The organism is Antarctobacter aquimaris, assembly GCF_900184945.1.
Taxonomy (GTDB): domain Bacteria; phylum Pseudomonadota; class Alphaproteobacteria; order Rhodobacterales; family Rhodobacteraceae; genus Maliponia; species Maliponia aquimaris.
Window position 1 is genome coordinate 11,537 of sequence record NZ_FXYF01000015.1, and the last position, 17,312, is coordinate 28,848.

A 17,312-nucleotide genomic window follows, 5' to 3' on the forward strand; every position below is an offset into this window, starting at 1 on the left:
GCACGCCCCGGGTTTCTTCTCTGGTCAAATACGCCCGGGGGGAGGGCGCCGCAGGCGACCGGGGGGCAGCGCCCCCTTTTGCCTTACTCGGCCGCCTTTGCCATCGGGTTGTTCGGATGCGTTGTCCAGTTGGCATAGTCGTCCGACACGGTCCGCCCCGTCCGCGGGTCCACCGCGCCCGCCGGCAGCCGCTCCATGGTGATGCAGTTCTCCACCGGGCAGACGTCCACGCAGAGGTTGCAGGCGACGCATTCGGCGTCGTTCACCTCGAACACCCGGCCCGGCTTCATCCAGATCGCCTGGTGGCTGGTGTCCTCGCAGGCGGCAAAGCAGCGGCCGCACTTGATGCAGGCGTCCTGGTCGATCCGCGCCTTGGTGACGAAGTTGAGATTCAGGTACTGCCAGTCGGTGACGTTGGGCACCGCGCGGCCGACGATTTCGGAGACGTTGGCAAAACCCTTCTCGTCCATCCAGGCCGACAGCCCGCGCTTCATCTCCTCGACGATCTTGAAGCCGTAGGTCATGGCGGCGGTGCAGACCTGCACGTTGCCGGCCCCCAGGGCCAGGAACTCGGCCGCGTCGCGCCAGGTGGTGACGCCGCCGATGCCGCTGATCGGCAGGCCGCGGGTCTGCGGATCGCGGGCGATCTCGGCCACCATGTTCAGCGCGATCGGCTTGACCGCCGGGCCGCAGTAGCCGCCGTGGGATCCCTTGCCGTCGATCGACGGCTCGGGGCTGAAACTGTCGAGGTTCACCGAGGTGATCGACGACACCGTGTTGATCAGCGACACCGCGTCAGCGCCGCCGTTCTTCGCCGCCCGCGCCGGGTGGCGGATGTCGGTGATGTTGGGCGTCAGCTTCACGATCACCGGCTTGTCGTAGTACTGCTTGCACCAGCGGGTGACCATCTCGATGTATTCCGGCACCTGGCCCACGGCGCTGCCCATGCCGCGCTCGGACATGCCGTGCGGGCAGCCGAAGTTCAGCTCGATCCCGTCGCAGCCAGTCTCGGCCACGCGCGGCAGGATGCGTTTCCACGAGGCTTCGTCACAGGGCACCATGATCGAGGCGATCAGCGCGCGGTCCGGGTAGTCGGCCTTGACCCGCGCCATTTCCTCCAGGTTCACCTCAAGCGGGCGGTCGGTGATCAGCTCGATGTTGTTGATCCCCAGCACGCGGCGGTCGACACCGTAGACCACGCCGTAACGTGGCCCGTTGACGTTGACAACGGGGGGGCCTTCCTCGCCCAGCGTCTTCCAGACCACGCCGCCCCAGCCCGCGTCAAAGGCGCGGCGGACGTTGTATTCCTTGTCGGTCGGCGGCGCGGAGGCCAGCCAGAAGGGGTTCGGGCTCTTGATGCCCACGAAATCGGTCGTCAGGTCAGCCATGGTCTTGCACCTCCTGCTTTACTGGAGTTTGCCGGGATTGATCCCCGCCCCGATAAGACGGGCGGAGGCTGCATTTCTTGTCTCTTCGTCGAAGACGCCGGGATGGCGCAGGACCACTGCCTCGAATGTGAGTTCAGGGTGCCCACGGTCTATTAGATCCCTGAAGCCGGCGGATTCATCGGGCTTCAGGGTCAGGTCTGCCGCAGTCTTTGCTTCTCCATCTCGCTGAATCTTTTGCCGGGTCCGTGCAAGGCGGACAGTTTTTCCACGTTCGTCTTTCAGCATCTCTTCAAGAGCATGAATCGATTGCCAAACATCATGCTCGACGGTGCCTGGTTCGGCCGACGGTTGAACTTCGCAAAGCCTAGCGAAGGCAGCCCTTTCGACAGTCTGAGAACCGACGCGCCGAGAATTGGCAATGAAATTTCTGAGCTTGTCTGGGTCGGAAATGGTTGAAATCGTGTCCAGCGCTGTCCGTTCGGCTGGGCTCAACTTGCTCATGGGGCCGCCCCCATCAAGGCCGCGTGAATGTCCTCTGCCGCATCGCGCCCTTCGGCGACGGCGACCACGGTCAGATCCTTGCCGGGCGTGCAGTCGCCCCCGGCCCAGACGCCGGGGACAGAGGTGCGCCCGGCGCCCGTCACCTTGATCTTGCGTCCGTCCAGCTCCAGCCCTTCGACCGGGGACAGGGTCTGGCCGATGGCGCGGAACACCTGGTCGGCGGGCAGGCGGAAGGTCTCGCCGGTGCCTCGCAGGCCCTCCGGCCCCTCGGCGGTGTATTCCAGCTCGATCTCGGTCGCCGCACCGTTGCCGTGTATCGCCACCGGCATCACGCCCGACAGGATGCGCACGCCCTTGGAGGTCGCCAGGTCCTGTTCAAAGCGGCTGGCCGGCATCTGCGCTTGCGGCCGGCGATAGGCGACGGTCACCGACTCGGCGCCCAGCAGTTTCGACTGCACCGCCGCGTCGATCGCGGTCATGCCGCCACCGATCACCACCACGTTGCGCCCCACCGGCAGCGTCGCCAGGTCCTCGGCCTGGCGCAGCGCGCCGATGAAGCTGACGGCGTCCTCGACCCCCGCGCGGGTCGCGCCCTCGATCTCGAGCGCGTTGACGCCGGCAAGGCCGACGCCCACGAACACCGCGTCAAAGTTCTCGCGCAGCCCGGCCAGCGAGATCTCGGTGCCCAGCGTGTGGCCGTACTCGATGGTGATGCCGCCGATGCCCAGCAGCCATGCGACCTCGCGCGCGGCGAAATCATCGGTCGTCTTGTAGGCCGCGATGCCGTATTCGTTCAGGCCGCCCGGCTTGGGCCTGGCCTCGTAGATCGTGACATCGTGGCCCTTCATCGCCAGCCGGTGCGCGCAGGCCAGCCCCGCCGGACCGGCACCGACAACGGCAACCCGCTTGCCGGTCTCGGACGCGCGGACAAAGGGATGCCCCTGCCGCGTCATCAGGCTGTCGGTGGCGTGGCGCTGAAGGCGGCCGATCTCGACCGGCTTGCCCTCTGCGGTCTCGCGCACGCAGGCCTCTTCGCACAGCGTCTCGGTCGGGCAGACGCGGGCGCACATGCCGCCCAGGATGTTCTGTTCCAGGATCGTCCGCGCCGCCGCCTCGGGCATGCCGGTGGCGATCTGGCGGATGAACAGCGGGATGTCGATGGCGGTGGGGCAGGCGGTCACGCAGGGCGCGTCGTGGCAGAAGTAACAGCGATCCGCCGCCACCGCCGCCTCGTGCGGGTCGTAGGGGGCGTGAAGATCGTCGAAATTCCGCGCCAGCTGATCCTGGCTGAGGCGCCCGGCCGCGATGCCGGGGGTCTGCGGGCTGGTCATGGCCTCTCCCTGTGAGGTTGTCGTTTTCCTCAGCCTGCCACAGTCCGGAATTTTATCAAACGGTAAAATTTTGTCCGGCGCAGAAATCTGCTGGGGTCACAAACGGACGCCCGAAAGACATGCAGGCGGCCCATCGGGCCGCCTGTCAGGGCGCGCACCGCACGCCGGAGTCAAAGATTGTCAGGTCCGCCGGAGTCGGCCCGTCAGGTATTCGGATCAAACACCACCACCTGCACGCGGCGGTTCTCGGCCGCGTCGGGGCGGTAGACATTCTTCAGCTTGTCAAAACCGACACCCACCGACTGGATCTTGCTGGTCGGCAGGTTCATCGTCTGGCGCACGTATTGGGCAACCGCGTCCGCCCGCCTCTGCGACAGCAGCCGGTTGTAGGCGGCGCTGCCCACCGCGTCGGTGTGGCCGATGAAGATCAGTGTGCGGTCCTTGAAACTCGGGTCCTGCAACGCGCTGGCCAGGCTCGACAGCTTGATCCGCGCCTCCGGCGTCAGGTCGAAGGAGTCGTAGGCAAACAGGATCTCGAGGTCGATCGTCGGCAACGGCTTGGGCGGCTCGCGGTCGACCACGGCAATGCTGGTCGTCGGCTGGCCGGGCACGGCGACGGGCTCGGGCTTGCGCTCGACCACGCCCAGGTTGACGACGTCATCCAGCGTGATGCTGGCCCCGCTCTTGAACTCGGCGCTTTCGCAGGCGTCTGGGTTCAGCAGGCAGTCGCGCATTTCGGTCGCGGCGGCGTCAGGCTTGGGCGGATCGTCGAGCTTGAATGAGTCGAGCGTCACGGTGGACTGCGCAAGGGCAACGGCAGGCAGCCACAGGACGGTACAGGCGATGAGAAAGGATCTGGTCATGTCGGCCTCCGAAAACTGACAGGAGCATAGTCTAGTCATAGTTCGTTTTCCAGACACGGCATTTTTTCCAAGCAGCCCTGACCGGATTTGTTATGGTCGCCGCACATTCAGGATTGTCCGAGGATCGCCATGTCATTTGTCCCCCGTGTTTCCGCGCTTGCCGTGGCTGCGGCGGTCTGCGCCACCGCGCCCGCCGCCCAGCAATTCCAGGCCGGGATCGAGAACGAGGTCGCCGTCGAGGGTTACAACAACGAGCCGATCAACAGCTATTCCGCCACCGCCGATTTCCGCAAGCTGGGGCGCGGTGTCGGCATGCTGAGCATGACGACGGACGGCGGGACCTTTCCCTGCACCGCTTTCCTGGTCGATCCCACGCACCTGCTGACCAACCACCATTGCGTGCCGGGGATCCTCGACAACCCGCAGATCAAGGCGACGAAGATCGAGAGCGTCAGCTTCCTCGCCGGCTACCTTGAGCTGGGCCGCGAGGACGAGGCGCAGCGCTACGAGGTCAACCCGGTCCCGGTCGAGACCTCGGCCGAGCTGGATTACACCGTGCTCGAGGTCAAGGGCATTCCGGTGGACCAGTTCCCGCCGCTGCCGCTGTCGGCGGATATCCCGGTCGAGGGCACGCCGTTCTGGATCATCGGCCACCCGCTGGGCAAATCGCAGCACATCAGCCGCGAAGGCTGCCGCGCCGCGCGCCCGTCGATGGAACCCGCGCCCGCGCCGCAGACCGGCGACCGCCTGCGCCACACCTGCGACACGCTGGGCGGCAACTCGGGCTCGCCGATCATCGACAGTTCTGCGCGGCAGGTGATCGGCCTGCACAACTCGGGCGACCGCAACGTCGGCGTCAACTTCGGCATTCCCATGGCGACGATCCTGAAGACCTCCAAGGTGCTCAAGGCCGCGCCCCCGGCGGAAAAGCAGCCTTTGCCCATGGTCGCCACCGTGTTTCCCCGGCGCGTCGGTGTCGGGCAGGAGATTTCGGTCGTGGCGGATGTGCCTGGCGACTGCGTCCCGGCCATAATCGACATCTCGCCGACTCAGAACCTGACGCCGATCCCGCTGGAGATCTTCGAAAAGGTCCCGCTGAGCGAGATCCAGGCCCGTTACCAGGTCACCGTGACCAGCAACTACAAGATCGTCGTGCTGGAAGAGGACGAGAAGGGCGAACACAAGCTGGGTGCCTTGTGCAGCCCGGCGGGGCTGACCGAACCGGCGCAGCTGAAGGACGCGCTGCGCGGCGTGGTCGGCGCACTGGCACAGGGCAAGATGGATGGCAAGGTCGAGGTCGCCGGCGGCACCGTGACCTATGCCTTCACCACCTACGTGATCGAATGAAGGGCGCTCTGCGACGCGGCCTGACTGCGCTGGCGTTGGTGTCGGCGGGGCAGGCCGGCATGGCGGCCGAGATCGGCCTGCGCGAGGACCTGCGCCCGCGCCTGCAACAGCTGACCTCGCTCTATGGCAGCCTGACCAACCGGGTGGACCACGGTCCGATCCTGCTGCCGACCGAGCAGGGGGTGCGGATCCTTGGCCTCAGCGGCACGATCGAGCCTGGCGATGCCGACCGCCTCGCCGCGCTGATCGGCCCCGAGGACAGCGTGCAGCACTTTGTCCTGGTGCTGGACAGCCCCGGCGGCAACTTTCTCGAAGGGGTGAAGCTGGGCAAGCTGCTGCAACCCTTCCGGGGCGGCAACGGCGATCCGGCGCTGGCCGGGGTGCTGGTGCTGGCGGGCGAGAGCTGCATGTCGGCCTGCGCGGTCGCCTTTGCCCTGTCGGCGCTGCCGCGCGATTCCGGGGTTTCGGTGCGCTATGTCGAACGGGGTGCCGAGCTGGGCTTTCACATGCCCTTTGTCCCGGTCGACCAGCAGGCGGTGCAGGCCGAGGTGGCGCAGGCCATGGACCTGACCTATCGCATCATGTCCGAGTACATCCAGCTGATCGCCAACGGCATCGCGCCCACCGCGCTGGTGCAGAATTCGCTGCACTATCGCCGTCCGCAGGATTTCTTCCTGCTGCGCGGCGGGCTGATGACACGCTTCATGGACTTCGTGCCGGTGGGCGGGCCGGAGGCCGCGACACCGCTGGCGCTGGAGGGGCTGCGCGAACGTGACGCGCTGAGCATGTGCCAGGTGCTGGCCTATTCGCGCGGCAGCCGGATGACGGCGGACGAATATGAATGGTGGCCCTACAACGCCTTCGGCGAGGAACCGGGCGACCGGATGCTGACCGAGGTCTTTGGCGAGATCGGTGCCTGGCGGCTGGCGGTCGAGGGCTGCTCGATCGAATGGCACGACGATGACACGCTGGGCATTCAGGCCTCGGGCAGTTGCGGGGCCGAGTCGGCGGGTGCCGGCTGGTGCGCCGCGCCCAAGGCCGAGTTCGATCCGTTCCTGCCTGCCGCCACCGGCGCGCTGCTGGGCGACAGCCTGGGCTGTCACGGCGGCGTGCTGACCCGCGCCTACTATGCCTGGGACTGGTCCAACGCCTTTCTCGAAGAGGAAGAGCCGGACCGCTACCGCTGGTCGGGCGAGACGGACCCGGACGTGCCGAAACGATTCCTCGACTGGAGCGGCGCGCGCCTCGCGTCGAACCTCAACATCCGCTCGGCGCCGGGGGGTGACGTGGTCGCCCGCTGGAACGAGGGCACCTCGGTCGAGGTGCAGGGCTGCACGCTCGCCGCCGACGGGCAGGGGGTCTGGTATCAGGTCGCCTCGGGCGGCGTCAGCGGCTGGGCCAGCGCGCGCTATGTCCGGGTGCCCGCGCTGGAGAATTGGAACGGCGTGATCCGGCCCGCCGGGGTGGAGTGACTCCGGCTGTTGTCTGAAACGGCGCGCTCCGGGCCTGATTGGGGCCGGTCACACCCCCAGGTAGCGGTGCGCCAGGTCCGGCTCCAGGGCGTCGATCCGCCCGGTCCAGACCGATTTGCCCCGGTTCAGGATCACTGCCCGGTCCGAGATCGCCGACAATTCCTTCAGGCTCTTGTCGATGATCAGGATGGCCAGCCCGGTCTCGCGCTTCAGCCGGCCGATGACCTGCCAGATCTCGGCCCGGATCAGCGGCGCCAGCCCCTCGGTCGCCTCGTCGAGGATCAGCAGGCGCGGATTGGTCATCAGCGCGCGCCCGATGGCCAGCATCTGCTGCTCGCCCCCCGACAGCGAGCGCGCCACCTGGCTCCGCCGCTCGGCCAGCCGGGGAAACATCGCCCCAACCTTGTCCAGGTCCCAGGCCCCGGGCCGCGCGGCGGCGGTCAGGTTTTCCTGCACCGTCAGGTCGGCAAAGCAGCGCCGCCCCTCGGGCACCAGCCCGATGCCCAGCCGCGCCGCGCGGTGCGACGGCAGCCGCGCCAGGTCTTGCCCGTCGAACCGCATCTCGCCCGTGCCGCGCAGCATCCGGCAGATGCATTTCACCGTCGTGCTCTTGCCCATGCCGTTGCGGCCCATCAGCGCCACGACCTCGCCCGCCGCCACGTCCAGGTCCACGCCGAACAGCGCCTGGCTGTCGCCATAACCCGCCTGCACCCCGCGCAGATGCAACAGCGCGCTCATGCTGCGTCTCCCAGGTAGGCCTCGCGCACGGCGGGATCGCGGCGGATCTCCTCCACCGTGCCGGTGGCGATCACCTGGCCGTAGACCAGCACGCTGACCCGGTCCGCCAGCGCAAAGACCGCGTCCATGTCATGCTCGACCAGCAGGATCGGCGCCTCGGCGCGCAGCCCGTCCAGCAGCCGCGTCAACCGGGCCGAGCCCGAGGTGCCCAGCCCCGCCATCGGTTCGTCCATGACAAAGGCACGCGGGCGCAGGGTCAGCGCCACCGCCACCTCCAGCTGCCGCCGCTGCCCGTGTGACAGCTCGGCCGTGCGCATCGCCCGCTGGTCGGCCAGCCCGACCCGGTCCAGCGCCGCCTCGGCCAGCGCGCGCAGGTCCCGGTCGCCCAGCACCGGGCGCAACATCCGCCACGGCCGCCCGGAAGCCCCCAGCGCGCCCAGCGTCGCGTTCTGCAACACGGTGTCCTCCATCGCCAGCTGGCTGATCTGAAAGGTCCGCGCCAGCCCGGCCCGCGCCCGCGCCTGGACCGGCAGCGCGGTCACGTCGCGCCCGCCCAGCAGCACCTGCCCGGCATCCGGCGCCAGGGCGCCCGAGATCTGCGCGATCAGCGTCGATTTTCCGGCGCCGTTCGGCCCGATGATGGCGTGGATCTCGCCCTGCCGCAGCGTGATCGAGACATCGTCGGTCGCCTTCAAGGCGCCGAAACTCTTGCGCAGCCCGCGCGTCTCCAGCACCGCCTCAGTCATGGCTCCGCGCCCGCCCCGCAACCAGCCCGATCACCCCGCCACGGCCAAACAGCACGATCAGCAGCAACAGCAGCCCGAACCAGATGTGCCAGTAGTCGGAAATGCCCCCCAGCAGGTGCTCCAAGAGCACGAACAGCACCGCGCCCACCACGGGGCCGAACAGCCGCGCCGTGCCGCCGATGATGATGAAGACGACGAACTCGCCCGACAGCTGCCAGCTGAACATCGACGGGCTGACAAAGCGGTTGAGATCGGCAAAGAGCGCGCCCGCCAGCCCGGTGATCGCCCCCGAGATCACGAAGGCCACGAGGCGCAGGCGGAACGGGTCCAACCCCACCGCGCGCGCCCGCTCGGGCACCTGCCGCGCCGCGTTCAGCGCCAGTCCGAAGGGCGAGCGCGCCAGCACCGCGTGGAACGCCAGCGCAAGGCAGAGCGCCACCAGGCAGATGCCGTAGAACTGGATCGGCACCAGCGTGTTCAGCCCGGGAAAACCGTTGCGCAGGTAGATCGACATGCCGTCCTCGCCGCCATAGGTCGACCAGGAGATCGCGAAGTAGTAGAACATCTGCCCGAAGGCGAGGGTGATCATGATGAAATAGACGCCGCTGGTGCGCAGCGACAAGAGCCCGATCACCAGTGCCGCCAGCGCCGAGGCGATCACCGCCACCAGCCAGATCACCGGCATGGACTTGGTCCCCGCGATCGTGAAAGGCACCTCCAGCAGCGGAGTATAGGTCTGCGCGTGAAAGGCGAGGATGCCCATGGCATAGCCGCCGACGCCGAAGAACACGGCGTGCCCCAGGCTGACCAGCCCACCAATTCCCAGCGCGATGTTCAACCCCACGGCGGCCAGCGCCAGGATCACCGCCCGCGTCGCCAGCGTGATGGTAAAGGGCTCATCCACCACCAGCGCGTAAAGCGGCACCGCCACCAGCCCCAGCGTGACCAGCGCGTTGACCAGGGCCTCGCGCCTCATCCGCGCGCCCTCCGCCGACGCACCGAACCGATGGCATCTTTGGTCCCGAAATATCCCAAGGGAGCCGCCCGCAGGGCGGTGGGGGCAGCGCCCCTTCTGCGCGCCGCCCCGCTCATGCCCGGACCCCGTACAGCCCGGTGGGCCGCCAGATCAGCACCGCGGCCATCAGGATGTAGATCGCCATCGAGGCCAGCGAGGCCCCGGTCTGCGTCGCCGCTGCCGGCGCCATGAACAGCTTGAACAGCTGCGGCAGAAAGATCGACCCCAGCGTGTCGGTCAACCCCACCAGCAGCGCGCCCACCAGCGCGCCCTTGATGCTGCCGATGCCGCCGATCACGATGGTGACAAAGGCCAGGATCAGCACCGGCTCACCCATGCCCACCTGCACCGACTGGATCGCCCCCACCAGCGCGCCCGCCAGCCCCGCCAGCGCGGCGCCCAAGGCAAAGACGAAGGTGTAGAGCCGGTCGATGTCGACGCCCAGCGCGGCAATCATCTCGCGGTCGTTCTCGCCCGCGCGGATCCGCACGCCGATGCGGGTGCGCGCGATCAGCAGGAACAGACCCGCCGCCACGGTGAGGCCGACAAGGATCAGCGTCAGCCGGTAGAGCGGGTACTGGATGCCGCCGGGCAGGGTGATTGGCCCCGACAGCGCCGCAGGCACGTCGAGGTAGAGCGGAAAGGACCCGAACAGCCAGCGCGTGCTCTCGGAAAAGATCAGGATCAGCGCAAAGGTCGCCAGCACCTGGTCCAGGTGGTCGCGCGCGTATAGCCGCCGGATCACCGCCAGTTCGATCAGCGCCCCCGCCGCCGCGGCCCCCGCCAGCGCGGCCACCAGCGCCAGCAGGAAAGACCCGGTCGCCGCCGAGACCGCCGCCGCGCAGAAGGCGCCCACCATGTAGAGCGAGCCATGCGCTAGGTTGATCAGCCCCATGACGCCGAAGATCAGCGTCAGGCCGGCGGCCATCAGGAACAGCATGATGCCGAACTGCAGACCGTTCAGGATCTGCTCGGCGACCAGGATCAGCGACATGGGAGTCCGTTGTGCTTGCGCCCCGCCGGTCACCCGGCGGGACAAATTTCATTGATGAAATTTGCAAATTCCGTGGTACGGAATTTGCGCCCGCTCACATCTTGCAGTCGGCGCCGTAGACGTCGGTATGCTCGGTGGCGGCGGTGCCGATGATGCGGTTGGTAACCACGTCGCCTTCCTTGACCACTTCGCGCATGTAGATGGTCTGGATCGGGTGATGGTTCGGGGCGAACCTGAACGCGCCGCGCACCGACTGGAAATCGGCTTCCATCAGTGCCGCGCGAAAGGCGTCCGCATCGTCGACATCGGCCTTGGCCGCCGCCGAGGCCAGCAGCAGCCCGGTGTCATAGCCCTGCGCCGCATAGAGCGAGGGCAGGCGGCCGTATTTCTCGGAGAAGGCGGCCACGAACTCGGCGTTGCCCGGCGCATCCAGGTCCTTGGACCAATGAGCGGTGTTCTTGACCCCCAGCGCGGCGTCACCGATCGCCCCCAGGATGCCCTGGTCAAAGCTGAACGCCGGCCCCATAAGCGGCTTGTCCGCGCCCGACCCGGCATATTGCTTCATGAAGGAAATCCCCATGCCGCCCGGCAGGAAGTAGAACAGCATCTCGGCGTCCGAGGCCTTCACCTGGGCGATCTCGGCGGCATAGTCGGTCTGGCCCAGCGTCGTGTAGATCTCGTCCTTGACCTCGCCCTTGAAGAACCGCTTGAAGCCGGTGATCCCGTCCACGCCGGCCGGGTAGTTCGGCGCCATCAGCATGACCGAGCCGATGCCGTTTTCAGAGGCCCAGCCGCCGGCAGCCTCGTAGAACGCGTCGTTCTGCCAGCTGACATTGAAATAGTTCGGATGGCAGCCGGCCCCCGCCAGGGCCGAGGGGCCGGCATTCGGCGACAGGTAGAACTTGCCCTGCGCGGTCACCGAGGGGACCACCGCCATGGCGAGGTTCGACCAGATGATGCCGGTCAGCACGTCGACCTTTTCCGACTGCACCATCTTGTCGGCCAGCTGCACCGCCACGTCGGGCTTTTGCTGGTCGTCCTCGATCACCACCTCGATGTCGTCGCGCCCCGAGCGTTCGATCGCCAGCAGGAATCCGTCGCGCACGTCGATGCCAAGGCCCGCGCCGCCGCCCGACAGCGTGGTGATCATGCCCACCTTGATCTCGGCGGCAGCGGCCGTGGTCAGCGCGGCGCAGAGCGCGGCGCTCAGGCCCAGTGTCAGGCCCAGTGTCTTGAATGTCATGGTTGTCTCCCTGGGATGTCTTTTTTGTTTGTTCCGGACGGCGCAGCCTGAAAGGGCGCGTCAGAACGCGCGGAACGTCAGTGTCGTCAGCGTGCGTTCGATGCCGTCGATGTCCAGCAGGTGGTCGTTGATGAACTTGCCCACGTCCTCTTCCTTTGGAATGTACATCTTCAGGAGCAGGTCGTATTCGCCGCTGGTCGAATAGAGCTCGGAATGGATCTCGCGCAGCGCGATGTCGCCAGCCACCCGGTAGGCCGTGCCGGGTTTGCATCGGATCTGGACGAAGACGCAGTTCATGAAAGCCTCCTTGCCGAACTGCCCCGACTAGAGCCCATATCGCGCCGCGATTCCAGCCCTTTGAACGCCCTTGCGCGCAGGCCCGGCCAAGGCGAGACTGGCCGCCACGGCACCAGGGGAGGAACCCGATGAACGATCGACCTGAACAGACTTGCGTGTTTCCGGACCTCAAAGGGGGCTCGGTCTTCGTCACCGGCGGCGGCGCCGGGATCGGCGCGGCGCTGACCGAGGGTTTTGTCGCGCAGGGCGCGCGGGTGGCCTTTGTCCAGCGCTCCGACGCCACTGCGCTCTGTGACCGGCTGGAGGCCACATATGGCGCCCGCCCGCTGTTCATCCCCTGCGACATCACCGATGAGCCGGCCCTGCGCGCCGCCATCGCCAGGGCGGCCGAGGCGCACGGCCCGATCACCGTGCTGGTCAACAACGCCGCCGACGACACGCGGCACGACACGCTGACGCTGTCCTCCGAAGGCTGGGACCGCGCCATCGCCGTGAACCTGAAGTCCTACTTCCTGACCACGCAGGCTATCGTGCCGATGATGCAGGCGGCGGGCGGCGGGGCCATCGTGAATTTCAGCTCGATCAGCTACATGCTCGGCATGTCCAACATGACGGCCTACACCACTGCCAACGGCGCGATCACCGCGATGACGCGGGGCCATGCCCGCGAATTCGGCCGCGACAACATCCGCGTCAACGCCATCGCCCCCGGCTGGGTGCTGACCGAACGCCAGCTGCGGCTTTGGGCCAGCCCGGAGGCGCTGGAGGAGTTCTTGCCGAAACAGTGTCTTGGCCGCCACCTTGTCCCCGAGGACATCGCCGCGCCGGTGCTGTTCCTGGCCTCGCGCGCCAGCGCCGGCATGACCGGGCAATGCATGGCCGTCGATGGCGGCGTCGTCACCGTCGCCGCCTGAGGAGCCCCGCATGACACCTGCCACGACCCTCTCCGCCACCCGCTGCATTCTGGGCGAAGGCGCGCTCTGGCACCCCGAGCGCGGCAGCTTCTTCTGGTTCGACATCCTCGGCCACCGGCTCTACGAGCACGACGGCGTGCATCAGCGTGTCTGGCAGTTCGACCGCGCCGTGTCGGCGGCGGGCTGGGTCACGCGTGACCGGCTGCTGATCGCCTCGGCGCGCGACCTGTTCGTGTTCGACCTCACCACCGGGAGCGAGGCACATGTCTGTGACCTCGAGGCCGACATCCCGGCGACCCGCTCCAACGACGGCCGGGCCGACCCGCAGGGCGGTTTCTGGATCGGCACAATGGGGTACAAGCTGGAACAGGACGCCGGCGCCATCTACCGCTGGTACAGGGGCGAGCTGCGCCGCCTCTACGCGCCGATCACCATCCCCAACGCGATCTGCTTTTCACCCAACGGGCAGTTCTCCTATTTCACCGACACGCCGACGCGGATGATCCGGCGCGTGGCGCTGGACGCCCACGGCTGGCCCGAGGGTGAACCGGAGGACTGGCTGGACCTCAACCCCGAGGGGCTGAACCCGGATGGCGCGGTGACGGACGACGCGGGCAACTTCTGGAACGCCCAGTGGAACGCCAGCCGCGTCGCCTGCTACGGGCATGACGGCCGGTTCCTGACCAGCCTTCCGCTGCCCACGCCGCAGATCACCTGCCCGGCCTTCGGCGGGCCGGACCTGAGCCGGCTGATGGTCACCTCCGCCGCCGAAGGCCGCCCGGACGAGGATGGAGCAGCGGGCAACACCTTTGTCTTTGACCTCGACATCAAGGGCAGGGCGGAGCCGCGCGTGGTCATCTGAGCGCGTGGGCCAGGTTCTGCAAAGGGCTTTCGAAAGCCCTTTGGCCCCGGCCCCCGTGTCGCGCCCGGTGTCCGTTCTCAAGCACCTGGTGGCACTGGTTCCGGTGTCAATCCGGGATCCCCGCTTAGATTTGTGCGCCAAAAATGGCTTTCGAAAGCCATTTTGCCCCGCCCGCGACCGGGTTTCGCCGATGCCCCGCCACAGCTGTGCCGGCACCCACCTGCGGCCAAAAATCCTCTGGTCCCGGCGCCGCACTGCGGGCACTCTCTGCCCCATGTCCAGTTCCGTTCATCGCGACCAGATCCGCCCCGGCGAGACATACGCCGACCTGCCGCCCGCCACCGACGCGGGCCTGCGCTTCATCGGCCGGGTCGAGACGCCCTACATCGTCCGCGCGGACTGCCCGCGGCAGGGTGACACGGAGAATGGCCCGGACTGCACGCTGCACCTCGATCCGGTCTACGCGCCCGCGCTCGAGGGGATCGACCCGTTCGAATTTATCGAGGTGCTTTACTGGCTGCACGAGGCGCGGCGTGACATGCTGACCCAGAGCCCCAAGGCCGATGGCCGCACGCGTGGCACGTTCTCGTTGCGCTCGCCGCTGCGGCCCAATCCCATCGGCACCTCCATCGTCCGGCTGGTCGCGCGTGACGGCACCCGGCTGACCGTGCGCGGCCTCGACTGCCTGAACGGCACGCCGCTGCTGGACATCAAGCCTTACCGCTGTTCCTACGCCGTTCAGGCCCGCGCCAAGCCCGGCGTGTCCTCCTGACACCCATCCTTCAGATCGTGGGGGAGGGCGGCGCGCAGAGCCGTGTCAGCGCCTTGGCGGTCGCGGTCCAGCAGGCCCGCAGCCGGTCGAGCTTGCAGCGCAGGGCCACCGCGTCGCCGTCCTGCGTATCGGCGTGGACCTCGCGCAGCAGGTTGGTCAGCCGCATCGCGCCCATCACGCCAGCCGATCCGGCCATGCGGTGCGCTTCGGACGCAAGGGCCGCCAGGCCGTCCTCGCCGTCGCTGATCAAGCCGGGCATCGCGTTCAGGAACTCGTGCATCTCGGCGGCAAAGGTGGTGTGCACCTGTTCGAAACGCGCTGGGGCCAGCTCGCGGCGCATCTCGGCCAGGTGCGCCTCGTCGATCAGCATCGACAGACCCGTGGACGACAGCGGGGCCTGGACGTCCTCGCCGCTCAGGGCCTCGGCCAGCGCGCGTCGGATCGCCTCGGTGTTCAGCGGCTTGATCAGGACGTTCTGCATGCCGGCCTCGTAGAAGGCCTGGACCTCGTGTGGCAGGGCATGGGCCGTGGTCGCCACGATTGGCGTCAAGGCGTTGGGACCGTTGCCGCCCCGCAGCTCCTGCGCCACCCGGAGGCCATCCACGCCGGGCATGGAGATGTCCAGCAGGATCACGTCAAAACGCCGGCTTTCGGCCTTGCGCAGCGCGCTGGTGCCATCGGTGGCCGCCTCGACGCTGTGGCCGTCGCGTTCCAGCAGTTCGCGCGCGACGATCCGGTTGATCTCGTTGTCCTCGACCAGAAGGATGGCCACGGGCGGCGGTCCAGACACCGGCCGGACCTCGGCCACCGGCATGTCGTCGGGCTGGGCCGTCTTCAGCGCCGGCGGCGGCGCCATGGGCAGGCGCAGCCAGAACACGCTGCCGTCGCCCGGCTCGCTCTCGGCGCCCAACTCGCCGCCCAGCGCCGCCGCCAGCCGCTGCGAGATGCCAAGGCCCAGGCCGGTGCCCGAGGTGCTGCGCGCGTAAGAGCTGTCGATGGTGACGAAATCGTCAAAGATCCGGTCCAGATCGGCCTCGGATATCCCGATGCCGGTGTCGGTGATCCGGATCTCGACCTCGTCCGAACCGTCGGCCCGGTCCGCCTCGATGGTGATGCGCCCGTTCCAGGTGAACTTGATCGCGTTCGACACCAGGTTCAGCAGGATCTGCCGCAGGCGGTCCGGGTCGCTGTAGACCTCGTGCAGGCCCGGGTTGGGCGGGGTCAGCTCCAGAGTGTTGCCACGGGCGCTGGCGCGCGGGGCCTGGTTGTCGACGATCTCTTCGAGCAGACTGACAAGGTCGAACCGCACCTTGCGCAGGCTCATCTTGCCCGCATCCAGCCGCGAGATGTCGAGCACGTCGTTCACGTGCCCCAGCAGGACCTTGCCCGAATTGCGCACGATCCGCAGGTAGCGCTGGTGGCGCGGGTCCAGCCGCCCTTCGTCGAACAGCTCCAGCGTGCCCAGCATGCCGTTGAGCGGCGTGCGCATCTCGTGGCTCATCACCGCCAGCAGGTCGGTCTTCTGCTTTTCGCCGGCGATGGCGCGGTCGCGCGCGCGTTTCAGCGCCGCTTCGTTGCGCACCCGGTCCGAGATGTCGCGGATGAAGGCGATGAAGATCTCGCCCGCGGGGCTTTGCGCATTGGCCAGCGAGACATCGACCGGGAACACGCTGCCGTCGCGCCGCCGTGCGTCCAGCCGCACCGCGCCCTTGCCGATCACCCGCGGCGCCCTGTCGGCGTGAAAATGCTTCATGCCGCGCCGGTGCGCCTCGCGGTAATGGTCGGGAATGATCAGGTCGGCCATGTCGGCACCGATCGCCTCGGCCCGGGAATAGCCGAACAGGCGTTCGGCCGCGCCGTTGTACTCGACGATCAGGCCCGCGTCGTCCGAAACGATCACCGCGTCCAGGGCCGTCGACAGGATCGTCTCGATCCGCTCGCGGGTCTCGCGGTTGGCGGTTGCCTCGGCATCGCTCTTGCGCGCCAGCCGGAACAGCGCAAAGGCCAGCACCGCCAGCATGGCGATCAGCGCCACGGTCAACAGCCCGATCCGCACCATGCTTTTTCCCAGGCTGTCGCGCTGTTCAAAGCTGACCTCGGAAAAATGGGTGATCCCGACCAGCACGAAGTCCCGAACGGCGACGCGCAATGCCTCGGATTCGCTGACCAGCAGCGGCAGGCCCGCCAGCAATTCCTCGTCCGGTCCGTCGATCAGCGGCAGCCAGCGGGTTCGGAACCGCACGATCTCGTCGATCCGCTGCTGCAGGTCCCCGACGTTGATCAGGACCTCGAACCGGTGGCTGGCGACAAGCGTCTCGATCCGGCTGTAGAAGATGTCGTAGCGCAGCCGCACCTCGCTCAGCGGGTCAAGCCCGTCGAGCACCCGTATCGCCGCGATCTCGAGCGCCATCAGTTCGACCTCGGCCTGGCCCAGCGTCCATTGCATGTTGTCGGCGGCCGAGGCAGACAGCCGTTCCGTCTGGCGCCGCAGATCCAGGACCAGAACGGCGATGGCGATCAGGATCAGCACGATGGTGACGCCGGCCAGCCAGTTGCGCATGACCACAAAGGCCCAGCCCCATCGGCCGTCTTGCCGCGGGGTTGGGGCGGCGCCAGGTTTGACCGAAAGCCATGCCAAGGGGGTTGGTTCTCCTCCGGGCGACATGATAGGGCGCGCGGTGTCGCGCAACAAGTCGGCCGCCGTATCCGTCTGTTTGCCGCCGCTTATGTAGGGTGACGTGGCGCAATCAAGAGGTTCTTTTCACGTTTCGCCTTGTATTGTCGTGCCACAGGGCCAAAATGCCGGCGGGGAAACGGCCCTGACGGGGC

Annotated in this window: 16 protein-coding genes; 5 read left to right on the forward strand and 11 right to left on the reverse strand. The window is 67.7% G+C overall.

What is annotated here, in order from left to right:
- Positions 1 to 83: 83 nt before the first annotated feature.
- From preA to MAA8898_RS20730, 4 genes are all read right to left on the reverse strand, one after another.
- Complete coding sequence (preA, locus tag MAA8898_RS20715) at positions 84 to 1,388, reverse strand: NAD-dependent dihydropyrimidine dehydrogenase subunit PreA (protein WP_094022942.1); 1,305 nt, start codon at positions 1,386 to 1,388, stop codon at positions 84 to 86.
- A gap of 18 nt (positions 1,389 to 1,406) precedes the next feature.
- Positions 1,407 to 1,889 carry a hypothetical protein gene (locus MAA8898_RS20720; RefSeq protein WP_094022943.1) on the reverse strand — a complete coding sequence of 161 codons (483 nt, stop codon included), beginning with the start codon at positions 1,887 to 1,889 and terminating at the stop codon, positions 1,407 to 1,409.
- Positions 1,886 to 3,220 (reverse strand): NAD(P)-dependent oxidoreductase, encoded by a 1,335-nt coding sequence (locus MAA8898_RS20725; protein ID WP_094022944.1) that lies wholly within the window; start codon positions 3,218 to 3,220, stop codon positions 1,886 to 1,888. The genes MAA8898_RS20720 and MAA8898_RS20725 overlap by 4 nt, the downstream gene beginning before the upstream one ends.
- 203 nt (positions 3,221 to 3,423) lie before the next feature.
- Entirely contained in the window at positions 3,424 to 4,083 is a 660-nt protein-coding gene (locus MAA8898_RS20730; protein ID WP_176445260.1) for an OmpA family protein, read from the reverse strand.
- A gap of 129 nt (positions 4,084 to 4,212) precedes the next feature.
- On the opposite strand from MAA8898_RS20730, the gene MAA8898_RS20735 reads away from it, so the two are divergent.
- Together MAA8898_RS20735 and MAA8898_RS20740 are read left to right on the forward strand one after the other, a co-directional pair.
- Positions 4,213 to 5,430 (forward strand): trypsin-like serine peptidase, encoded by a 1,218-nt coding sequence (locus MAA8898_RS20735; protein ID WP_094022946.1) that lies wholly within the window; start codon positions 4,213 to 4,215, stop codon positions 5,428 to 5,430.
- The gene (locus tag MAA8898_RS20740) at positions 5,427 to 6,902 is read left to right on the forward strand and encodes an SH3 domain-containing protein (RefSeq protein ID WP_094022947.1); all 1,476 of its coding nucleotides are present in this window, start codon (positions 5,427 to 5,429) and stop codon (positions 6,900 to 6,902) included. The genes MAA8898_RS20735 and MAA8898_RS20740 overlap by 4 nt, the downstream gene beginning before the upstream one ends.
- Before the next feature lie 48 nt (positions 6,903 to 6,950).
- On the opposite strand, the gene MAA8898_RS20745 is transcribed toward MAA8898_RS20740, so the two are convergent.
- The 6 genes from MAA8898_RS20745 to MAA8898_RS20770 all read right to left on the reverse strand — a co-directional run bounded on the left by MAA8898_RS20745 (position 6,951) and on the right by MAA8898_RS20770 (position 11,935).
- Positions 6,951 to 7,640: an ABC transporter ATP-binding protein gene (locus MAA8898_RS20745; RefSeq protein ID WP_094022948.1), complete on the reverse strand. Its 690-nt coding sequence runs from the start codon at positions 7,638 to 7,640 to the stop codon at positions 6,951 to 6,953.
- Positions 7,637 to 8,386 (reverse strand): ABC transporter ATP-binding protein, encoded by a 750-nt coding sequence (locus MAA8898_RS20750; RefSeq protein WP_094022949.1) that lies wholly within the window; start codon positions 8,384 to 8,386, stop codon positions 7,637 to 7,639. The genes MAA8898_RS20745 and MAA8898_RS20750 overlap by 4 nt, the downstream gene beginning before the upstream one ends.
- Positions 8,379 to 9,362, reverse strand: coding sequence for a branched-chain amino acid ABC transporter permease (locus MAA8898_RS20755; RefSeq protein ID WP_094022950.1), 984 nt, complete (start codon positions 9,360 to 9,362; stop codon positions 8,379 to 8,381). The genes MAA8898_RS20750 and MAA8898_RS20755 overlap by 8 nt, the downstream gene beginning before the upstream one ends.
- A gap of 112 nt (positions 9,363 to 9,474) precedes the next feature.
- Complete coding sequence (locus MAA8898_RS20760) at positions 9,475 to 10,395, reverse strand: branched-chain amino acid ABC transporter permease (protein WP_094022951.1); 921 nt, start codon at positions 10,393 to 10,395, stop codon at positions 9,475 to 9,477.
- A 94-nt stretch (positions 10,396 to 10,489) separates the two neighbouring features.
- Positions 10,490 to 11,638, reverse strand: coding sequence for an ABC transporter substrate-binding protein (locus MAA8898_RS20765; protein WP_094022952.1), 1,149 nt, complete (start codon positions 11,636 to 11,638; stop codon positions 10,490 to 10,492).
- Positions 11,639 to 11,698: 60 nt separating this feature from the next.
- On the reverse strand, positions 11,699 to 11,935 hold the full coding sequence (locus MAA8898_RS20770; protein WP_094022953.1) for an Lrp/AsnC family transcriptional regulator: 237 nt from the start codon (positions 11,933 to 11,935) through the stop codon (positions 11,699 to 11,701).
- Positions 11,936 to 12,063: 128 nt separating this feature from the next.
- Between MAA8898_RS20770 and MAA8898_RS20775 the strand changes: the two genes are divergently transcribed.
- From MAA8898_RS20775 to tsaA, 3 genes are all read left to right on the forward strand, one after another.
- On the forward strand, positions 12,064 to 12,849 hold the full coding sequence (locus MAA8898_RS20775) for an SDR family NAD(P)-dependent oxidoreductase (protein WP_094022954.1): 786 nt from the start codon (positions 12,064 to 12,066) through the stop codon (positions 12,847 to 12,849).
- A gap of 10 nt (positions 12,850 to 12,859) precedes the next feature.
- Positions 12,860 to 13,711, forward strand: a complete 852-nt coding sequence (locus MAA8898_RS20780) for an SMP-30/gluconolactonase/LRE family protein (protein WP_094022955.1) — start codon at positions 12,860 to 12,862, stop codon at positions 13,709 to 13,711.
- Positions 13,712 to 13,985: 274 nt separating this feature from the next.
- The gene (gene tsaA, locus MAA8898_RS20785) at positions 13,986 to 14,483 is read left to right on the forward strand and encodes a tRNA (N6-threonylcarbamoyladenosine(37)-N6)-methyltransferase TrmO (protein ID WP_094022956.1); all 498 of its coding nucleotides are present in this window, start codon (positions 13,986 to 13,988) and stop codon (positions 14,481 to 14,483) included.
- 10 nt (positions 14,484 to 14,493) lie between these two features.
- On the opposite strand, the gene MAA8898_RS20790 is transcribed toward tsaA, so the two are convergent.
- The gene (locus MAA8898_RS20790; protein WP_176445261.1) at positions 14,494 to 17,043 is read right to left on the reverse strand and encodes a hybrid sensor histidine kinase/response regulator; all 2,550 of its coding nucleotides are present in this window, start codon (positions 17,041 to 17,043) and stop codon (positions 14,494 to 14,496) included.
- Between the last annotated feature and the right edge of the window lie 269 nt (positions 17,044 to 17,312).